The organism is Pseudoalteromonas sp. OF7H-1, assembly GCF_022347825.1.
Lineage (GTDB): Bacteria > Pseudomonadota > Gammaproteobacteria > Enterobacterales > Alteromonadaceae > Pseudoalteromonas > Pseudoalteromonas maricaloris.
This window is the reverse complement of sequence record NZ_JAKRFX010000003.1, coordinates 1-19,388: the sequence shown is the minus strand read 5'-3', so window position 1 is coordinate 19,388 and position 19,388 is coordinate 1. Positions and strand designations below refer to the sequence as shown.

17 protein-coding genes are annotated in these 19,388 nt (G+C 44.2%); 8 read left to right on the top strand and 9 right to left on the bottom strand.

From position 1 onward, the window contains the following. Window positions 1-8: 8 nt before the first annotated feature. From gshB to MHN30_RS04335, 4 genes are all read right to left on the bottom strand, one after another. Window positions 9-968: a glutathione synthase gene (gene gshB, locus MHN30_RS04350; protein ID WP_010379037.1), complete on the bottom strand. Its 960-nt coding sequence runs from the start codon at window positions 966-968 to the stop codon at window positions 9-11. A gap of 57 nt (window positions 969-1,025) precedes the next feature. Beyond that, window positions 1,026-1,760, bottom strand: coding sequence for a 16S rRNA (uracil(1498)-N(3))-methyltransferase (rsmE, locus tag MHN30_RS04345; protein WP_010379040.1), 735 nt, complete (start codon window positions 1,758-1,760; stop codon window positions 1,026-1,028). 62 nt (window positions 1,761-1,822) lie between these two features. Continuing rightward, entirely contained in the window at window positions 1,823-2,320 is a 498-nt protein-coding gene (locus MHN30_RS04340; RefSeq protein ID WP_039494456.1) for a hypothetical protein, read from the bottom strand. Window positions 2,321-2,331: 11 nt separating this feature from the next. Next, window positions 2,332-3,225, bottom strand: coding sequence for a hypothetical protein (locus tag MHN30_RS04335; RefSeq protein ID WP_045989157.1), 894 nt, complete (start codon window positions 3,223-3,225; stop codon window positions 2,332-2,334). Between the two features lie 79 nt (window positions 3,226-3,304). On the opposite strand from MHN30_RS04335, the gene glnE reads away from it, so the two are divergent. Beyond that, a complete protein-coding gene (gene glnE / locus MHN30_RS04330; protein WP_239358618.1) occupies window positions 3,305-6,103 on the top strand; it encodes a bifunctional [glutamate--ammonia ligase]-adenylyl-L-tyrosine phosphorylase/[glutamate--ammonia-ligase] adenylyltransferase in 2,799 nt (932 codons plus the stop codon). Between the two features lie 207 nt (window positions 6,104-6,310). On the opposite strand, the gene MHN30_RS04325 is transcribed toward glnE, so the two are convergent. From MHN30_RS04325 to tolC, 5 genes are all read right to left on the bottom strand, one after another. Continuing rightward, the gene (locus MHN30_RS04325) at window positions 6,311-6,799 is read right to left on the bottom strand and encodes a hypothetical protein (protein WP_130164760.1); all 489 of its coding nucleotides are present in this window, start codon (window positions 6,797-6,799) and stop codon (window positions 6,311-6,313) included. Window positions 6,800-6,840: 41 nt separating this feature from the next. Continuing rightward, window positions 6,841-7,686, bottom strand: a complete 846-nt coding sequence (locus MHN30_RS04320; protein ID WP_239358616.1) for an SsrA-binding protein — start codon at window positions 7,684-7,686, stop codon at window positions 6,841-6,843. A gap of 476 nt (window positions 7,687-8,162) precedes the next feature. Further along, a complete protein-coding gene (locus MHN30_RS04315) occupies window positions 8,163-8,771 on the bottom strand; it encodes a TcpQ domain-containing protein (protein WP_017217000.1) in 609 nt (202 codons plus the stop codon). 26 nt (window positions 8,772-8,797) lie between these two features. Continuing rightward, complete coding sequence (gene lpxL, locus MHN30_RS04310; protein ID WP_239358614.1) at window positions 8,798-9,721, bottom strand: LpxL/LpxP family Kdo(2)-lipid IV(A) lauroyl/palmitoleoyl acyltransferase; 924 nt, start codon at window positions 9,719-9,721, stop codon at window positions 8,798-8,800. Window positions 9,722-9,826: 105 nt separating this feature from the next. Next, window positions 9,827-11,173, bottom strand: a complete 1,347-nt coding sequence (gene tolC / locus MHN30_RS04305; RefSeq protein WP_045989153.1) for an outer membrane channel protein TolC — start codon at window positions 11,171-11,173, stop codon at window positions 9,827-9,829. A gap of 247 nt (window positions 11,174-11,420) precedes the next feature. On the opposite strand from tolC, the gene MHN30_RS04300 reads away from it, so the two are divergent. From MHN30_RS04300 to parC, 7 genes are all read left to right on the top strand, one after another. Beyond that, on the top strand, window positions 11,421-12,023 hold the full coding sequence (locus tag MHN30_RS04300) for an NUDIX domain-containing protein (RefSeq protein ID WP_239358612.1): 603 nt from the start codon (window positions 11,421-11,423) through the stop codon (window positions 12,021-12,023). Window positions 12,024-12,045: 22 nt separating this feature from the next. After that, on the top strand, window positions 12,046-12,501 hold the full coding sequence (locus MHN30_RS04295) for a DUF1249 domain-containing protein (protein ID WP_010379051.1): 456 nt from the start codon (window positions 12,046-12,048) through the stop codon (window positions 12,499-12,501). Next, window positions 12,488-13,261 (top strand): metallophosphoesterase, encoded by a 774-nt coding sequence (locus tag MHN30_RS04290; protein ID WP_239358610.1) that lies wholly within the window; start codon window positions 12,488-12,490, stop codon window positions 13,259-13,261. Before MHN30_RS04295 ends, MHN30_RS04290 begins: the two co-directional genes overlap by 14 nt. Next, entirely contained in the window at window positions 13,246-13,809 is a 564-nt protein-coding gene (locus tag MHN30_RS04285; RefSeq protein WP_130164756.1) for a YqiA/YcfP family alpha/beta fold hydrolase, read from the top strand. Before MHN30_RS04290 ends, MHN30_RS04285 begins: the two co-directional genes overlap by 16 nt. A 77-nt stretch (window positions 13,810-13,886) precedes the next feature. Continuing rightward, window positions 13,887-15,776, top strand: a complete 1,890-nt coding sequence (gene parE, locus MHN30_RS04280) for a DNA topoisomerase IV subunit B (protein ID WP_239358608.1) — start codon at window positions 13,887-13,889, stop codon at window positions 15,774-15,776. A gap of 1 nt (window position 15,777) precedes the next feature. Continuing rightward, entirely contained in the window at window positions 15,778-16,887 is a 1,110-nt protein-coding gene (locus MHN30_RS04275) for a PQQ-dependent sugar dehydrogenase (protein ID WP_010379057.1), read from the top strand. An 8-nt stretch (window positions 16,888-16,895) separates the two neighbouring features. Next, on the top strand, window positions 16,896-19,199 hold the full coding sequence (parC, locus tag MHN30_RS04270) for a DNA topoisomerase IV subunit A (protein ID WP_239358606.1): 2,304 nt from the start codon (window positions 16,896-16,898) through the stop codon (window positions 19,197-19,199). Window positions 19,200-19,388: the final 189 nt, after the last annotated feature.

Sequence of the window (19,388 nt, the reverse complement as noted above, 5' to 3'; positions counted from 1 at the left end):
CTTAATGGTTAGTTTTTAGTATGGTCGAGTTTTCGCTCGATCGCATCATAAAACTTATCCATAATTGAAATGTCATATGCCGCTTCAATTTCTTTCACGCAAGTTGGTGCGGTGACATTGATTTCGGTAAGCTTATCGCCAATGATATCTAAGCCAACGAATATCAGGCCCTTTGCCTTCAACGTTGGGGCAATGGCTTCGGCAATTTTCCGGTCCGATTCGCTAATAGGTCTTGCTTCACCACGGCCACCTGCCGCGAGATTACCACGAGTTTCACCGCCCTGTGGAATGCGAGCCAAGCAGTATGGCATCACTTCACCATCTACCACTAACACGCGCTTATCACCGTCTTTAATGGCTGGGATATAGTTTTGCGCCATCGCATAGCGAGAACCATGCTCGGTAAGTGTTTCGCAGATCACGCCAATATTTGCATCATCTTGTTTCACTCTAAAAATAGACGCGCCGCCCATCCCATCTAAAGGCTTGAGAATGATATCGCCATGTTTAGCTAAAAACTCGCGAATTTGTGATTGATTACGCGTAACCAAAGTATCTGGAGTATGTTCGCTAAACCACGCAGTAAAGAGCTTTTCATTGGCGTCGCGCAGGCTTTGTGGTTTATTTACCACAAGCGATCCCGCAAGTTCAGCGCGCTCAAGAATATAAGTGGCGTAAATATATTCAGTGTCAAAAGGCGGATCTTTACGCATTAAAATAACGTCGAGGTCGCCTAAATCGATTTCTTGTTTCTCAGCTAGTTCATACCAATGGGAAGTATCGTCAAATACCTGCGCTTTTGCTGCGGTCGCTTTGGCAACGCCTTGGTACAAGAAAAGGTCATTCATTTCCATGTAATACAATTCATAGCCGCGCTGTTGTGCCGCCAGCATCATGGCAAACCCGGTGTCTTTTTTAATGTTAAAGCCACTGATTGGATCGGAAATGATCCCTAATTTAATCGTCATAGACGCTCCCATTGCGCTTGCTGAGTTTACCCATGATATGGGGGTTGCTCTGTGTATTTAAAGTGCTAAATCGCCAAATTGCAGCTGTAGTGCGCTCAGTACCGTTAGCGCTGCGGTTTCTGTACGTAGTACACGTGGGCCTAAACGGACATCCACAAACCGTTGTTGAGCGGTGGCGTCTAGCTCTTCATCGGTAAAGCCGCCTTCAGGGCCCACTAAAAAGCGGATCCCAGACTGGGTATAAGGCAGTGTTTTTATTGAATGTTCGGCGCGAGGATGTAGTGTGATTTTTAACTCGTCGCTTTGCTGTGCCAGCCACTCAGACAACTCCATCGGCGGGTGAATAACAGTGATGGTATTACGTCCGGATTGCTCGGCCGCGGCAATTGCTATCTTTTGCCATTGCTGGTGTTTTTTTGCTAGACGCTCACCACTTAATTTAACGCCGCAGCGCGTGGTAAACAAAGGGGTAATTTCGCTCACGCCCAGCTCTACCGACTTTTGAATTGTGAAGTCCATTTTATCACCGCGAGAAATCCCTTGCCCAAGATGTATGGCTAGTGGAGATTCTACATTTTTGTCTTCAAATGATTCAGGTACAGCAACAACTTTCTTTTTCCCAACTTCACTTAATTGACATAGGTACTCGCCGCCTTGTCCGTTGAACAGGCTGACTTTATCTTTGGTTGTCATTCTAAGCACTCGGCCTATGTGTCCTGCGGCGTCATCATCCAAAGTAACTGGCACACCAATGGCCAAAGGCGAGTCTTGATAAATATGTGGAATACGCATAATTCGATTATTCAGTTGCTGTTTTGTGGCAATGGTAAGCGCTCGCGCACGGTTAGTCTACATCATCCTGCCACTTTAGCTTTACCGCATAGTAACCCGGTGAGCTTGGCAAGCATCAAGTCAGGGTCGGGGAGGCCAGCGGTATCCGGATGACAAGATAAGTGATTGATTAATGCTTGTGAGTGCAGTTTAGTGATCTGAAAACCTTGCGGGGATTGTTCTATTAAAAACCGGTGGGGGTGAAGAGAATCAAAAATAAAGCGCTGCTCCTCGGTGGCTAAATGATAGTCCAGAGAATAGAGCAGCACGGCATGAATGTTATGGTGACGATGCAAATAGCTGGCAAGTTCAGAAACGCTAATTTCATTGTCAAAGTCACAATAACAGTAGTCTTTTATTTGCTCTTTAAACATCATCTTGAGCATTTGTTTGGTGTTGTCACCTGCGATAATAATATTACTGGCTTGGCTAGAGCGCACGTTTTGCAAATGCTCGACGAGTTCTTGGCTAAAATCCCAATTGCTATCTACCAGTAAAAATCCATCACTTAAAGCATTCATGCAGTATTGCGTTACACCGAAAACAAGTTAATAAGTAAATAGCCTATGGAGCAGAAAACCGCAAACTCCAAACATGCGATACCAACGTTATCTTGATGGTCTACCTCTAGGCCAATATTGACCTTAGGTAAGGATAAATGCAGTAATACGTAGCTACCAATGTAAAGAAAAAGCCACATTACACCGCAATGCATGACAACCGAAAACAAGTTTTCTACCACTTTTGCACCATGGTAGGGAGCACTGTGCAGTCCCGCATACATGGCTAAAGAGAGGCCGATGGATTTGCCCGCATAACGAATACCAATCGAAGTGTTTCTGAGATTAAAGTTTTGTTGTAAAGAAGCCCCTTGGTTAAACTTGGCAAAACGACTTTCTCTGATTTTACTATCTAGCGTATAAAGCAGCTGCAATAGCATAAAGCCAAGGGCTACGACTAATAGATCGCTCCAGCCTTTCGGATGCACCCAATGATATAAACCAAGCACCAATATGGTGTTACCGAGTAACATGCCTGAGTCCACCATCGCGGCGCAGATATTTTGCTTTAAAATCGCTTCTTCTTCGTCAAACTGATACAAAATCCATTTGCGATGGATCCATTGGCCGAAGTATACAAAGGCAATAATCAACCCAATATGTAAGGCCACTTGCAGAGGGTGTGCCTGCGCTCTCACCACACCTAAATCATTGAATAAATATGCAACACAAACACACAGCATCGTCACTTGACTGGCATAGCTGATCCCAAGTGCAAAGTTGTCACGTTGTGCGAGCTCGTCATCCAGAAGATTGTTGGCGCTACGCTGGATCATTAAGCGCAGCAAAATAGTCAAACCGCAGACAATGACAAAGCAAATCAAAATCGCTAAAAAGTTGATATTGTTTAAAGACAAATAACTCATACTCGGTGTAAGGTTGTGTTTTAGATAGAGTTACTATAACACTGCTCACAAAGAGAGCCAGTCTACCGTGGAGTTTTTTATGTCGGAATTGTTTGTTCAAGCAGCGCTGAATACGCTTGCTCAAGAGCGTTACCAAATGATTTATGGTGATGCACCGATGGAGCCCAAACTGGCACGGTTACTGGCGCTGAGTGATTTTGCCGAGCGTACGCTTGCACGATTTCCTGAGTGGGGAGCTTGGTTGCTCGATGATACGCAGATGCAAATGCGCGACTGTCCTGATGTGTTTGACTTCTCCGCGCCATTGGTTGAAGAAAAACAAGCTTGGCAGCAGCTGCGTCACTATCGCTTAAAGTATTGGCTTAAAGTGATGTGGCTGGATTTGGTTGCAGGCAATGAGATTGATGACAGCATCCGCTATGTTTCCCAGCTGTCCGATACTTTGATTTCAAATGCTTATCAATGGGCGTACTTAAGCGTAGAAGCGCAATCAGGCTCACCAAAAGATGAGGCTGGTAACTCGATACCCATGACGGTATTAGGCATGGGGAAGCTTGGCGGTAAGGAGTTGAATTTTTCCTCTGATATCGATTTGATCTTTGCCTATCCAAGAAGTGTCGACACATCCGGTGGCCGGCGTAGCATTGAGGCGCAAGTATTTTACACTCGAGTGGCACAAAAACTTATTTCAGCGCTTAATCAAGTTACCATTGATGGCCAAGTATTCAGAGTCGATATGCGTTTAAGACCATTTGGGGATAGTGGTCCTTTGGTAATGAGCTATGCCGCGATGGAAGATTATTATCAAGATCAAGGTCGAGAATGGGAGCGCTATGCGATGTTAAAGGCGCGACCAATTGGTGAACCGTCGCTGTATTGGCAAGAGTTTTACGACTTAATCCGGCCGTTCGTCTATCGCCGTTATATCGACTTTTCTGTGATAGATTCACTGCGAAAGATGAAAAACATGATTGCCCAAGAGGTGAGACGCAAAGGCTTAACGAATAACATAAAGCTGGGCGCTGGTGGCATTCGAGAAGTAGAGTTTATTGTGCAGGCTTTGCAACTGATACGCGGCGGTCGCGAAACGCCATTACAAACCCCTTCATTGTTACAGGCGTTAGAAGAGCTTGAAACGCTTGAAATTGTCCCTATTGAGGTCAAAAACCGTCTGCATGAGAACTATTTAGTGCTGCGTAAAGTTGAGCAATATCTACAAGCATTTGACGACAAACAAACGCAAACTTTACCCGACAACAACTTAGACTGTCTGCGCCTGAGCCACTTATTGCAATGTAACGATTACGCTGAAGTCGAGCAAATGCTAAAGGTTGTGACGCAGCATATCCGGGCTGAGTTTAGTCAAGTCATTGGTCAACCGCCTGAAGAAGAGTTAGATGAAGACGATAGCGCAGTTTATGCGTGGCAAACGGGAGAAATTGCTCAGCTAGGCCAGTGCCGAGCTGCACCGTGTTTTGAGACTTGGCAAACTGACTTGGTGGAGTTTAAACAAGGACTAAGTAAAAAGCAGGCGGGCACGCGTGGTCGCGATATTCTTGATAAGTTAATGCCTGCTTTGCTGCGAGAGCTCAGTAAACAAAACATGGAGCCGGCACTTGCTCGCGTGCTCAGTGTGATCAATAAAGTAGCATCTCGCACTGCATATTTGGAGCTACTGTATGAAAATCACGGTGCATTGACTCAACTTATCAAGCTTTGTTGTCATAGCGCGTGGATTGCTGAGCATATTGCGAAATACCCGATCCTTCTTGATGAGCTTATCGACCCACAAACTCTCTATAAACCTTTGCCATTAACGGCCTATAAAAACGAGATCCAGCAAGCATTTTTACGTATAGATGAGCAAGATGTTGAGCTACAGATGGAAGCGCTGCGACAATTTAAACAAACGCATCAGCTAAAAGTCGCGGCTGCAGACGCCACTGGCGTGTTGGATATTATGAAGGTGAGCGATCATCTAACTGCGCTTGCTGAGGCGATTATCGCAAAAGCCGTCGATATTGCTTGGGGGCACATGGTCGCGCGTTTTGGCGCGCCTGAAGGTGCAACAATAAAAGAAAAAGGCTTTGCTGTAATAGCGTATGGCAAGGCGGGGGGATATGAGCTCGGTTACAACTCAGATCTAGACTTAGTGTTTGTGCATAATCGTGACGGCGAAAGCCAAACTCAAGGTGATAAACCTATCTCTTCAAGACAGTTTTATATGAAGCTGGCACAGCGTTTAATGCATTTGTTCAATACCAAAACGCTCTCTGGCATGCTTTACGAATTAGATACACGACTTCGCCCTGAAGGAAACTCGGGCTTACTCGCTATCAATCTAGAAAGTTTTTACCAATACCAGTTAGAGCAAGCTTGGACATGGGAGCATCAGGCGCTGGTCAGAGCTCGTATGGTGTTAGGTGAGCCGCAAATGGCCGCACGATTTGAGGAAATACGACATGCAATACTAATGCAGCAGCGAGACGTGCCTAAATTGGCGGAAGATGTTCGCAATATGCGTGAAAAAATGCGAACCCACCTTAACCGAGATAGCGATAGCCTTTTTGACTTAAAGCAGGGGGTGGGTGGGATGACTGATATTGAATTTATCAGTCAATTTATCGTTTTACGATATGGTAATCAGTACCCAGAGCTTTGCATCTACCCAGATAATATTCGTATTTTAGAGGTTGCGAAGCAGGTCTCAGTCTTATCAGAGGGGGAGTGCAAAAGTTTAGTGGATGCTTATTGTTTTTATCGGGATACTTATCATTATCAATGCCTTAATTCGGGCGCTCGATGTATCAGTTTAACGGAATGCGAAAGCATGAGAAACGCTGTTAGTGATATTTGGCGCTCCACTTTGGGTATTTAGCCTGAACTTTGGGTAATTAATACCTTCTAGCATCCAGTTCTAGCGCTGAGAGTCCTAGGCAAGGTGGAAAGTCAGTATTTCAGTTTGCTTTTTATCTGAACTTAATGTTATTCCATTGGAGAAAACAAGCTACATAACGATGTTAGCGAGGTGAATAAGTAAAGCCAATACACGTGGGGTGATTGGCCTTACTTCAAATATTTGCTGTTAAGGGATCATGCCACAACGCCACACTCTCACTGTTTGAGTTTCCGTGCGGCAGTTGGTCTTAATTGTCTCGGTTGATGTTGTAGTTACTAGCTTGTTGTTAGTTAACCCTATATTACCGCTGTAAGTGTAATTGCTAATCCACCTTCTTCCTTCTGGATCTGTGTACCAATAAGTTCCAGTTCTTGAAGTGTAAACGCTAGAAGGGCAAGCATTAGACTGTTCAATGATCCTCAAGCCTGTTTCATAGCTTGTCATTGGTAGTGGAAAGTCTGGTTCATGCCATAAATGGCCTAACCAAGTGACACCCCCATAGCTACAATGTCTTTTTGTCGTTTCAACCGTTCTCGTTTCAGTGTCACAAACTTGAACTTGTCGTGTTTGATAATCCCAATAACCTTGCCCTCCTGGGCAGTCAATTCTGGCTTCAGAGACTGAGCTACATGCGAGTAGTGTAGTTCCTAATACGGATAGATAAAAGTTCTTCATTTTATTCCTTTATTATTAGTTATAGTTAAATGCAACTTTGATCAGTATGTAAACTGTAGGAGCTGCTGTTCATTGAAAAGTGACTTTATTTCAGCCAGCTTTTCAAAGTCGGTGGAAACTTGTTGCTTGGCATAAGGGCTGCCTGCGGTACCTAGCGTGATATCACTTGGCGTACTAAAAACAGATTGACTTAATCGAGATACCTCTTGTTTTTGATACTCTGATAATTCAATTTTATTTAATTCATTTTGTAACATGGCTAACTTTTGACTTGCTAACAGCTTTTGCTCTCTTAATTCAAAGGCTTGATATTGCTTAATTTGATCTGCGGTTAATAAGCTGCTTACGGTTGTTGCGAAAGACTTGGCATTATTTTGTAGTTTATATTCGAAATCAGCTCGAATTTGAGAAACATTCGTAGGATCTAATGATGCTGTCGCTTGATAATGCTCCCAGATCTCATAGTCTTGATTTGCCTTTGCCATTAAGGCTTCTTGTAATTCGACTTTTTCAGCATCATCAAGCTCCATCTCGGCAGACAAGTGACTGACCGTGGGCATAACATTGACAACCTTCAAGTTATCAAGTGAAACAGCGCGAGGCGCTGATAGTTCAGGTTTTGGCAGTTGAGAGAAGGTTGATTGAAGCTCGTCTGTGGTATCTAAGTTCGTAAAGTTTGAGTCTCTCTTTGTTTGGCTTTCAACTAATCTCTTTTGCAATTCACTATTTTTAGATTCGATCTGCGCTAACTCTGTTTGAAGTGTATTAATAGTTTGTAGATGAGTTTTATTAATTGACTCTGCAACCTGTGGCTGATTAGTGGAGAAGATAAAATAAGCAGAAGCCAAAGTAATGCCCGTAAAAAAGGAAATCAAGGTGTTAAACATGATGCTCATTGTTTTTTTATTTTTATTATTTGTTTCTATATTTGATCCTTTGTTATTTTTTGTAAAGTTTTATTTGTGTTTTTATTGAGCTAAACGATATAAATTAACTTTTAGAAGTATGGTTGAAATAGGGTATTTATATTAAGAGTAATTGTGCTGAATAAATTTAATTGTTTGATTTATATGGTTATTTTTTCTTTAAAGGGTAGGGCTTTGGTGTAATACCAATTCGTTTAATTAGTGAGCTATTTTGAGGCGAGAAAATTTTGTTGATAACACCGCTACTGCGTCCTGTTATCGCGAGATACCAACATCCATGTAGGCCAGGCGAGAGCTTTGCTATTTGGTTGTTCAAAATGAGAAAGCTTTAACACACTTAACATCCGGTTTGCTCCTTCAAATTGAGCAAGTATTAAGACTAATTGCTATGAATGCTTCCTTTAAGCATAAAGACCTAAAAGGAAGCTTGTATTTTGTTAGCCCGCTAGCTTACGACAGTTCTCACGTACATAGATTGGTGGGTTTTCGGTGATAACCGCAGCACGCTCTCGCGGACAGAAAAATGTATAGACTTGAAATTCAAAGTCGTCGTTTATCGCCGTTCCAACCTGATAGAGTGCAGAAACAAAGTCGGTATCAAGACGGAAGTTGTATTTCACCACATAATCACGCTCTAGATACCAGAACAGTTCCACACCTTCTTCTTTGGCTTGCTTAGTAAGCACATCTTTTAGGGTATCTCCAGTATCAAAGCGTCTTGGTTGTTTTTCACCGGTCCATTTAGGGTTAGATGGCTTAACAGCAAGCGCTCTTTGCGCTAGTGCGTCATCAAGAGGATAGGTGGGCTTGCCGAGCGTGATAACGTACTTTTCACGATCAGTATCACGATTGCTCATGCTATTTCTAAAGCTTTCGTAAAATTGCGACAGGCCTTGCGCTGCAACATTGGTGGTTTCCCTAAAGTTCATGTCTTTAGAGGCACCAAAAAGAAAATAGTAGGCAGCCCAAATGAGTAACACACCTAGTGATAGGTGTTTCGTCCAAAACCAGATTGACGATAATTTATTTTTTTTCTTCTTAGCCATTTCAAACTACTCCAAGACTCTAAGCCCTAATAAAGTGAAGGTGCCTTTTCATCAGGTCGCGTTTTAAAGCGACGATGCACCCACATATATTGATCCGGCGCACAATTGATTGCTTGCTCCATTCTCTCGTTGACGCGAGTAACATCCGCAAGATCATTGCCACTTGGGAATGATTCTAAAATAGGTTGTATGTCTAAATGATACATCCCTTTCGCATCCCTCGTACAGTGTAAGCTTAAAGTCTCAGCCTTTTTACTCGCAGAAAATAATAAAGTACCAGTTGTTGTTGCAGCATCAGGAACTGCAAAGAAAGGTGCGAACTCGCAGCGCTTGCGGCCATAATCTTGATCAGGCAGGTAATAACAAACGCGGTTGCTCGAGAGCGTTTTCAATAACCCTTTGACGTCTCGCTTGGTGACTAAATACTCATTTGAGCGCAGTCTCCCACGGGTCATAAAAAACTCCATAAGTGGATTATTGTGTGGGCGATAAAAGCCAACACCTTGCATTTTTGTGCCTAGCACTCGGCTCGCCATCTCAAGATGCAACATATGGGGGACCAGCATAAGTACCCCTTTTCCTTGTTTTTGCACGGCTTCAATATGCTCGAGCCCTTTAATCGAGCCCACCACCTGATTGATGCGCCATTTTGGCCACCACCACGCCATCCCCGTTTCAAGTGTTGCTATGCCGGTATTTTCCATATTTTTTAGGAGCATAGCTTTGTGTTCTGCTTCAGTTAGGTGTGGAAAGCAAAGTTTCAAATTGACATCAGCAATATGACGGCGACGTTTCATATATTTATGGACTAGACGTCCAAGGCCTCTACCCAGTGCAAATTGAACACTTTGCGGGAGCCATGAGATTAAATACAGGGCGAAAACACCAAGCCAAGTCAGCCAAAATTTAGGTGCTAAGAATGACCATTTGAAAGGTGAGTGAGTAACCAAAGTAATATACCTAAGACTTAATTGAAGCGGCTAGTTTATCTATATTGCTGTAAAAATACAAAAAGCCAGCATAGCTGGCCTTTTCAGAGATGATAATCGAAGTGCTTAGCCTTCAATTAAACCTTGGTTGATTGCTTCAAGATCGGTACGAGATAGTGTACCTGCTGCTTGTTTTAAGCGCAGCGACGAAAGTACATAGCGATAACGAATGTCAGCTAAGTTACGTTTCGCGTTATACAGGTTTTGCGTACTTACGAGTACGTCCACGATAGTACGAGTACCTACATCAAAACCCGCTTCAGTTGCTTGCAATGCACTTTCTGCTGAAACAACCGCTTGTTCTAGCGCACGGTAAGTTGCAACGTCTGAAACCACTTGATTATAAGACGTGATCACTGAACGTGTCATGTTACGCATTGCTGCTTCCATATCTTCGCTGCTAGCAACAAAGTTTGCACGAGCTTGATCGGTCGCCGCAACGGTTTGACCACCAGTGTAAATTGGTACGTCCAACGTTAAACCTACTGAAGTTCTGTCACTACGTGGTGCGTGTTGTCTACCTGCACTGTCAGCTAAAGAATCAGAATAAGTAGCGTTTAATTTTAGTGTAGGGTAGTGCCCCGCGTTTGCTAAATCTATTTGGTCTTTTGCGATGTCAACCGCGGATTTTGCAACTTGAAGGTCTAAGTTTTTCGCTTTTGCAATCTCGATAAAATCGTTCGTATTTTGCGTGGGCTTAACTGTTGAGAAGGTTTCAGTATTCAACTTATCTAACTTAGCGTGATACTTACCCGTAATTGTACGTAATGTTTCACGTGCTGTTTCAACAGCATTACCAGCTATGATTTCGTCTGCAACTGCACGGTCAAATTGCGCTCTTGCTTCATGCACATCCGTGATCGCGGTTAATCCGACTTCATAGCGCTGCTTCGTTTGTTCAAGCTGACGTTCGATAGCGCGCTTCTCTGCTTGTACGAACTCTAGACTATCTAATGCGCTTAGCACATTAAAGTAACCTTCAGCGATACGGACGATTAGAGTTTGCTTTTGTTGTTCATACTGTGTTGCCGCTTGCATAGCACGCTTTTCGGCAATCGATAGTCCTTGCCAAGATGCCATATTAAAGATGGTTTGGTTCAAAGAGATTGAACGCTGAAAAGTGTCAGTGTCAGACTCATGTAAAGTGTAACCAGTACCATCATGCTGATCGTTCAGGGCGCCTTCTGATGTGACATCGGTATAACTCATTTGAAAGCCAAGCTGAGGTAGCAATACGCCTAACGCTTGGTCTTGTGCATATTTTTGCGCATCAGCCTGCGCTTTAGCCTTTAATACGGTAGGATCGTTAGCCGTTGCAATGTCGTATACTTGCAGTAGGTCTTCCGCGTGGGACAGGCTGCTTGAAAGTGCGCACGACAACCCAACAACTAATGATAGTAGAGTTTTTTTCATTTTTCGCTCAGTCCTTAGACAATTTTTATACTGTCAGCATGTTACCCTGTTTTTGCGGCCCAATTAAAGACCAAATGCGTAAAACATCGCCAACAAGTGTAACAGAATATATTAATACCACTTGGGTATTGTAAAGTGGAAAAAGTTAAAGGTAAACGACTTCGTTTACTTATTCAGGTATGACCCTACTATAAGGGCGATTGGTTAGCTTTTAAACCGTTGCTATTAAAAAATACAGGATTATTTTATGAAACCTTTGAGTCAATTCAACAAAGTCGACGTCAATGTTTCTTCAATAGAAACAATCTTCAATGGTTTTTTCACCATTCACAAGTACCAATTTACTCACGCCTTATTTAATGGTGGGGTATCAGAGCCGATAACTCGCGAGATATTAGAGCGTGGTCATGCGGTTGCAATATTGCCGTATGATCCTATTACAGACAGCGTGTTGCTTATTGAGCAAATTCGCATAGGGGCGTTGGCTTCAAAAAATTCCCCTTGGCTTTTGGAATGCATTGCAGGGATGGCTGAAGGGAGCGAAGATTATGAGAGTGTAGCAAGAAAAGAAGCCAAAGAAGAAGCTGGACTTGAGCTGGATAAGCTCATTTATATGCGCTCTTATTTATCAAGCCCAGGTGGTACAACAGAACGACTATATTTGTATTTAGCGCTTGCTGATTTATCTGAAGCGGGTGGGGTTTATGGACTGGCTGAAGAAGGTGAAGATATCAAAGTGCATGTGATGCCACTTGATGAAGCCCTTGCACGTCTTGATAATGAGGAAATCGATAACGCTGCCACTGTTATTAGTCTACAATGGTTGGCATTAAATAAAGCGCGGATATAGAAGCAGTTTAGGAGTCGTATTTTTGTCACAAGTGCTGAGCTCAAAGCAGTATATTCAATCTCTGCCCCGTTACATCACGCTGTGCGAACGTAATTATTTACGGGCGCTAAAATTGCTACCTGAAGAAGTGGTCGGTGAGAGTCGAGTGATTGACTTAGCCTCTGCGCGATACAGTTTGAGCGTAGCTGGAGTCAGTAAATACACAACGGACATTCACATCGAGCAGATGGCGACAGTAAGCGCCCATCTACCACACTTCTCTTTGTCTGTGCGCCTCTACCATGATGCTAAAGTGGCTGAAGTAATTCACCGTGATTATCATCGTCGAATAAAGCCATCCTATGGCTACCCAAATCCTGATATGCACCAAAAAGATGAAAAGTATCAAATAAATGCGTTTTTAGCTGATTGGCTTATGGTGTGTTTAGAAAAAGGCCGCGTGCATTTAAACTGGGATGTAAACAATGGCTTGGTTTGATCTTGAGCTGCAATTCGATAAAGCGCAAATTCGTATTGGCCATTTTACGGATTGTCATTTGTTTGCCATGCCCTCTGGGGAATATTTTGCGGTAAATACCGCCGCTAACCTTGAACGCACTCTCGCCGCGATGGCAAAAGAGCATTTTGATTGTTTGGTGTTTGGCGGTGATTTAACACAAGATCACAGTGCGGCTTCTTATCAAGAGTTTGCCCGTTTAGTGAGAGAGAGTAAGTTGCAATGTCCTGTGCTTTGGGTGCCGGGTAACCACGACGAGCTAGCTTTACTCGAAGAAATAAGTGCTGGGCAAATCGTCCGTCATAAATGCATCACAGGTCCGTTTGGGCAGGTGTTACTGTTAAACTCAAAAGGTGAAACACCCGCCGGATGGTGTGCTAAGTCACATTTAGGTGCGCTCAAAGACAAGCTTAACAATAAGATCAACAATACGATTGTATTTGCTCACCACCATCCTAGGCCGATAGATGGCTATTTAGATAAACATATGCTCGAAAATGGTCCTGCACTGTTAAACCTGTTGGTGGATTCAGAGCAAGTCTTAGGGCTATTTCATGGTCATGTGCATAATGAATATCAACAACAATTTCGCACTTTACCTATCTACGCTACGCCTGCAACATCAATCCAATTTGATAAGCACACAAAGGACTGGTATCAGTCTGATTTGGGTCCCGCTTATCGTGTCATCGTATTTAGTAAAAGCGCTATAACAACAGAGGTAAAATGGCTCGGAAAGTAGTTTATATTCACGGCTTTAATAGCTCTGAGCTATCCTATAAAGCGACGGCGTTTGGTGAATATATGATGGATAAACAAACGCCATACCTTGTCCCAAGACTACATTATGACCCGAGAGTCGCATTGGCACAGTTGGATAGCGTCATTGATTCTGATACTGTGTTGTTAGGTAGCTCGTTAGGCGGCTATTACGCCACCTATTTTTCGCAACATCTTGGCTGTAAAGCGGTGGTGATAAACCCTGCAGTTAGGCCTTTTTCATTATTAAATGACTACCTTGGACCACAATACAATCCTTATCAGGACTGTCATTATGAGCTGCATTATGAACATATTGATGCGTTAAAATCCATGTATGTCGAGCAGCTTAGTAATCCAGAAAACTTGCTATTATTGCAACAAACGGGCGACGAGGTGCTGCCTTTTGCAGAGGCGGTGCGTTATTATAGTCATTGTCGTCAAATTATTGAGTTTGGTGGGGATCATAGCTTTGTTGAATTTCCACGCTATTTTGACACCATCACCAAATTTTTAACTATCAAAAATTAGAATTTATGCACAAAGCTCTGCTCAAAACTGTACGTTGTGCATATACTAGCGGATAAAAAGATAACTAGAACTAGCCTATGAGTCAGCAAAACTATAATGCCGAAGCTATTGAGGTACTCAATGGCTTAGAGCCAGTTAAGCGCCGTCCTGGCATGTATACCGATACCACCAGACCTAATCATTTAGGCCAAGAGGTTATCGATAACAGTGTCGATGAAGCCTTAGCTGGACATGCCACCAAGATTGACGTGATCTTGCATGAAGACAACTCCTTTGAAGTCATCGATGACGGTCGAGGTATGCCCGTGGACATTCACCCAGATGAGGGCGTGCCTGGGGTTGAATTGATCCTGACCAAGCTTCATGCTGGGGGCAAGTTTTCCAATAAAAACTACCAGTTCTCTGGTGGTCTTCATGGGGTGGGTATATCGGTTGTTAATGCGTTGTCGACTCGAGTCGAAATTACCGTTAAACGCGATGCGCAAATCTATGAAATGGCATTTGAAAACGGCGATAAAGTTGAAGACTTAAGAGTGACCGGCAGCGTTGGTAAGCGTAATACCGGCACTTCAGTACACTTTTGGCCCGACGCGAGTTATTTTGACTCAGCTAACTTCTCAATTACTAAGTTAAACCACTTGCTCAAAGCTAAGGCTGTATTGTGTCCTGGGCTTAGGATTCGTTTTGTAAATAAACAGACGAAAGAAACGCAAGAATGGCACTATGAGGCAGGTCTTGAAGATTACCTAAAAGACAGCGCTGAAGGCTATGAAGTGCTGCCGAAATCTCCATTTACAGGCAGTTTCAGTGGCTCAACCGAAGGGGTTGATTGGGCGCTTCATTGGTTGCCAGAGGGCGGCGAATCTATCGCTGAAAGCTACGTAAACCTTATTCCAACGGCGCAAGGCGGGACTCATGTAAATGGGTTACGCCAAGGCTTACTTGAAGCAATGCGTGAGTTTTGTGAGTTCAGAAACCTGATCCCGCGTGGCGTTAAACTGACGCCTGATGATGTTTGGGACCGCTGTAGTTATGTCTTGTCGGTTAAAATGCAAGATCCACAATTTGCCGGTCAAACCAAAGAAAAGCTGTCATCACGTTCTTGCGCTACCTTTGTATCTGGCATTGTCAAAGACGCCTTTAGTTTATGGTTAAATGAACACACTGAAACGGCAGAGTTACTTGCTGAGCTGTGTATCAGCAATGCGCAAAAACGTTTGCGTGCTGCGAAAAAAGTGGTTCGTAAAAAAGTCACTTCGGGTCCAGCTTTACCGGGTAAATTAACCGATTGTTCTGGAAGTGAAACCGAACGCTCAGAAATCTTTTTGGTGGAAGGGGACTCAGCAGGTGGCTCGGCAAAACAAGCACGAGATCGTGAGTTTCAAGCAATCATGCCACTGCGCGGTAAAATCCTAAATACTTGGGAAGTGGAATCTGGACAGATCTTAGCCTCGCAAGAAGTACATGATATTTCTGTTGCCTTAGGTATTGACCCAGACTCTGAAGATTTATCAGGTTTGCGCTATGGCAAAGTATGTATCCTCGCGGATGCGGATTCTGACGGGCTTCACATTGCAACTTTATTATGCGCACTCTTTGTGAAGCATTTCCCTGAGCTTGTTCGTAAGGGCCATGTTTTTGTTGCCATGCCGCCGCTATTTCGGATTGATGTTGGTAAAGAAGTTTACTACGCCCTTGATGAAGATGAGAAAAAGGGCATATTAGATCGTATTGAGGCCGAAAAGAAACGCGGTAAAGTCAACGTACAGCGCTTTAAAGGGTTGGGTGAAATGAACCCGTTGCAATTGCGTGAAACCACCATGGATCCAAATACTAGACGTTTAGTTCAGCTGACATTAGATGAGCCTGAACAAACCCTCGAAATGATGGATATGCTGTTAGCTAAAAAGCGCTCTGGCGACCGTAAAGTTTGGCTTGAGCAGCACGGAGATAAGGCAGAGGTTTAACATGAAAATACATAGCAAATTGACCACGGTAGCGACGACACTGGCAGTTGCGTTATTAAGCTCACCAGCGCTGGCAAACGATATGCTTTCGCGCCTTTCAGTACCTAAAGGGTATGAGCTGAGCTATTTTGCGAAAGATGTTGAAAATGCAAGACAAATGGCGGTGGGCAAAGATGGCACTGTGTATGTTGGCTCTCGCAAAGCGGGTAAAGTTCACGCACTCATTGACAATAACCGTGATGGCGTAGCCGACAAGAAAATTTTGGTTGCAGAAGGGCTGAATATGCCCTCCGGTATTGCCCTAAAAGATGGTGACTTATACGTTGCTGAAGTAGAGCGTATTGTGCGTTTTAAGCAAATTGCAAAAAACCTTAAGGCACCGGTAAAAGAAGTGGTGTTCGATGATTTGCCTGACAAACGTCACCACGGCTGGAAGTACCTAACAGTATCGCCTGAAGGCGAACTGATCATTCCGGTTGGCGTGCCTTGTAATATTTGTGCCGAAGACCCTAAGTTTGGCCGTATATTTTCACTAAATCTTGAGACAAAAAAGCTTTCGACGATTGCCAAAGGCGTGCGTAACTCAGTGGGTTTTGATTATCACCCAGTAACCGGAAAGTTATGGTTTAGCGATAACGGTCGCGACATGATGGGAGATGACATTCCACCATGTGAAATCAACCGTGTTGACGAAATAGGTCAGCATTTTGGCTTCCCGTATGTTCATGGCGGCAGCGTGCTAGACCCTGAGTTTGGCGAGGGTAAATCGGTGACTGATTACGCTATGCCAGCCCTTGCACTACAAGCGCACGTTGCACCGCTGGGCATTCACTTTTACCGTGGCGAGCAATTTCCAAAGGCAATGAAGCATCAGCTTTTTGTTGCTGAACATGGTTCTTGGAACCGCAGCAAAAAAGTGGGCTATCGAGTAATGCGAGCAAACGTGCAAGATGGCCAAATTAGGGGCTATGAGCCTTTCCTTACCGGCTTTATGGAAAACGAAACAACCTATGGTCGACCAGCCGCAATTGCAGAGCTCGATGACGGTAGCCTGCTCGTTTCCGATGATTACGCCAATGCGATATATCGCATCAGCTACAACAACAAGTAAGGTGTAACATGACAGATCCTCAAGCCTTGTCCTTGCAAGGCATTGAACAACTTCCGATGGGGCGTTTTACTGAAGACGCCTACCTGAACTATTCCATGTATGTGATCATGGATAGGGCGTTGCCACATATTGGTGACGGCCTGAAGCCTGTACAACGTCGTATTGTATATGCGATGAGTGAGCTGGGCTTGTCTGCTCAAGCAAAATACAAAAAATCTGCCCGTACCGTCGGTGACGTATTGGGTAAATATCACCCTCATGGCGACAGTGCTTGTTATGAGGCTATGGTACTCATGGCGCAGCCGTTTTCTTATCGCTATCCGCTGGTGGATGGCCAAGGTAACTGGGGTGCTGCGGATGATCCTAAATCATTTGCTGCGATGCGTTATACCGAGGCGCGTTTATCTAAGTTCTCAGAAATACTGCTGAAAGAGCTTGGTCAAGGTACGGTTGATTGGACCGCTAACTTTGATGGCACCTTAGATGAGCCACAAGTGTTACCCGCGCGTTTACCACATATCTTGCTGAATGGGGTGACAGGTATTGCAGTGGGGATGGCAACCGATATTCCGCCGCATAACGTACGCGAAGTTGCTGAAGCTTGTTGTTTGTTATTGGATAAGCCTAAAACCGAACTAGAAGAAATTCTAGAATTGGTCAAAGCGCCAGACTATCCAACCGATGCGGAAATCATTACGCCGCAAGAAGAGATCAAAAAGCTTTACACCACAGGTCGTGGCTCAATCAAGATGCGTGCTGTGTACACCGAAGAGCAAGGTGAAGTGGTGATCACCGCGTTGCCGCACCAATGTTCGGGTGCCAAGGTGCTAGAGCAGATAGCAGCGCAAATGACAGCGAAGAAACTCCCTATGGTAGCGGATTTACGTGACGAATCGGACCATGAAAATCCGACGCGTATCGTCATCGTACCGCGCTCAAATCGAGTTAAGGTCGAGCCATTAATGGCGCACCTATTTGCCACGACGGATCTTGAAAAGAACTACCGTGTTAACATCAACATGATTGGTTTAGACGGGCGTCCACAAGTTAAAGACTTGCGTCAGATTTTATCTGAGTGGTTAGTATTCCGTCGTGAAACGGTGCGTAGACGTTTGCAGTATCGTTTAGACAAAGTGCTTGCGCGTTTGCATATTCTTGAAGGTTTGATGATTGCATTTTTGAATATCGATGAAGTCATCGAAATCATTCGCAACGAAGACAAACCAAAAGAAGAGTTGATAGCGCGTTTTGGTCTTTCAGATAAGCAGGCTGAAGCAATTCTAGACCTGAAATTACGCCACCTTGCAAAGCTTGAAGAAATGAAGATCCGTGGTGAGCAAGATGAGCTTGAAAAAGAGCGTGATGGATTGGAAAAAACCTTAGGTTCAGAGCGTCGCATGTCGACATTGATGAAAAAAGAAATCCAAGAAGCTGCTGAGTTGTATGGCGATGATAGACGCTCACCGGTAGTTGAGCGTGGTGAAGCCAAAGCGCTTAGCGAAAAGGATTTGATCCCATCAGAGTCTGTAACTGTTGTGCTATCTGAGAAAGGCTGGGCGCGTTTTGCGAAGGGCCACGATATCGATGCCGAAGGACTAAGCTACCGCTCAGGTGACAGTTATAAAGCCTCGGCCAAAGGTAAGAGTAATCAGCCTGCGGTGTTCTTAGATACCTCAGGGCGAGCCTTTGCAACCGATGCGCATAGCTTACCTTCAGCTCGGAGTCAGGGCGAGCCGATGACGGGACGCTTTAACTTGGCGTCAGGATGTAACTTTGAACATGTGGTCATGGGCGAAGAGAAATCGACTTATCTGATGGCGACTGATGGTGGTTACGGCTTTATCAGTGACTTTGCGGATATGGTGAGCAAGAACAAAAATGGTAAAGCGTTTGTTAGCGTGCCAAAAGGTGCCCATTTGATGGCACCAATTCAGGTATTTGATGTTGCCACTGATATGTGTATGGCGATTTCGAGCGAAGGCAGAATGCTGCTATTCCCGTTACGTGATCTACCTAAACTTGGTAAAGGTAAGGGGAATAAGATTATCTCTATCCCTAGCGCGAAGGTGCAAAGCCGTGAAGAGTTTGTCAAAGTGTTAGCGGTAGTACCTGAAGGCGTTTCTGTTACCTTGCATGCAGGTAAGCGCAAGCTAACCTTAAAGCCAAGTGATTTAGAACACTATTACGGTGAGCGAGGGCGCAGAGGTAATAAGTTACCGCGCGGATTACAGCGCGTTGATAGCTATGATCTGGAGCACAATGGTGTCGAGACACCAGAAGATAATGACGCCAGCGCAGATACCGAAGAATAACCGATACAGGCCGCCCACCGCGGCCTTATTTTTATCTCTTGAAAACCATCGCGAGGTAAACTCGCTTATATGGACTCCTCCAATTGTACAAGCCACTTTTAGCATTATTAGTGTGATTGCGTGCTTATATCCGGGCTCTTGATGAGGTGCTACCTCGGCCTCTTTGATGTATTCGCGCCCTTGTGCCTT

Bases quoted from the DNA above. Each gene is read 5' to 3' on its own strand.
- MHN30_RS04320 (WP_239358616.1), bottom strand. From the start codon at position 7,686: ATGTTTAACACCTTGATTTCCTTTTTTACGGGCATTACTTTGGCTTCT.
- MHN30_RS04340 (WP_039494456.1), bottom strand. From the start codon at position 2,320: ATGAATGCTTTAAGTGATGGATTTTTACTGGTAGATAGCAATTGGGAT.
- gshB (WP_010379037.1), bottom strand. From the start codon at position 968: ATGACGATTAAATTAGGGATCATTTCCGATCCAATCAGTGGCTTTAAC.
- tolC (WP_045989153.1), bottom strand. From the start codon at position 11,173: ATGAAAAAAACTCTACTATCATTAGTTGTTGGGTTGTCGTGCGCACTT.
- MHN30_RS04315 (WP_017217000.1), bottom strand. From the start codon at position 8,771: ATGGCTAAGAAGAAAAAAAATAAATTATCGTCAATCTGGTTTTGGACG.
- glnE (WP_239358618.1), top strand. From the start codon at position 3,305: ATGTCGGAATTGTTTGTTCAAGCAGCGCTGAATACGCTTGCTCAAGAG.
- MHN30_RS04325 (WP_130164760.1), bottom strand. From the start codon at position 6,799: ATGAAGAACTTTTATCTATCCGTATTAGGAACTACACTACTCGCATGT.
- parC (WP_239358606.1), top strand. From the start codon at position 16,896: ATGACAGATCCTCAAGCCTTGTCCTTGCAAGGCATTGAACAACTTCCG.
- MHN30_RS04335 (WP_045989157.1), bottom strand. From the start codon at position 3,225: ATGAGTTATTTGTCTTTAAACAATATCAACTTTTTAGCGATTTTGATT.
- parE (WP_239358608.1), top strand. From the start codon at position 13,887: ATGAGTCAGCAAAACTATAATGCCGAAGCTATTGAGGTACTCAATGGC.
- MHN30_RS04300 (WP_239358612.1), top strand. From the start codon at position 11,421: ATGAAACCTTTGAGTCAATTCAACAAAGTCGACGTCAATGTTTCTTCA.
- MHN30_RS04285 (WP_130164756.1), top strand. From the start codon at position 13,246: ATGGCTCGGAAAGTAGTTTATATTCACGGCTTTAATAGCTCTGAGCTA.
- rsmE (WP_010379040.1), bottom strand. From the start codon at position 1,760: ATGCGTATTCCACATATTTATCAAGACTCGCCTTTGGCCATTGGTGTG.
- MHN30_RS04275 (WP_010379057.1), top strand. From the start codon at position 15,778: ATGAAAATACATAGCAAATTGACCACGGTAGCGACGACACTGGCAGTT.
- MHN30_RS04290 (WP_239358610.1), top strand. From the start codon at position 12,488: ATGGCTTGGTTTGATCTTGAGCTGCAATTCGATAAAGCGCAAATTCGT.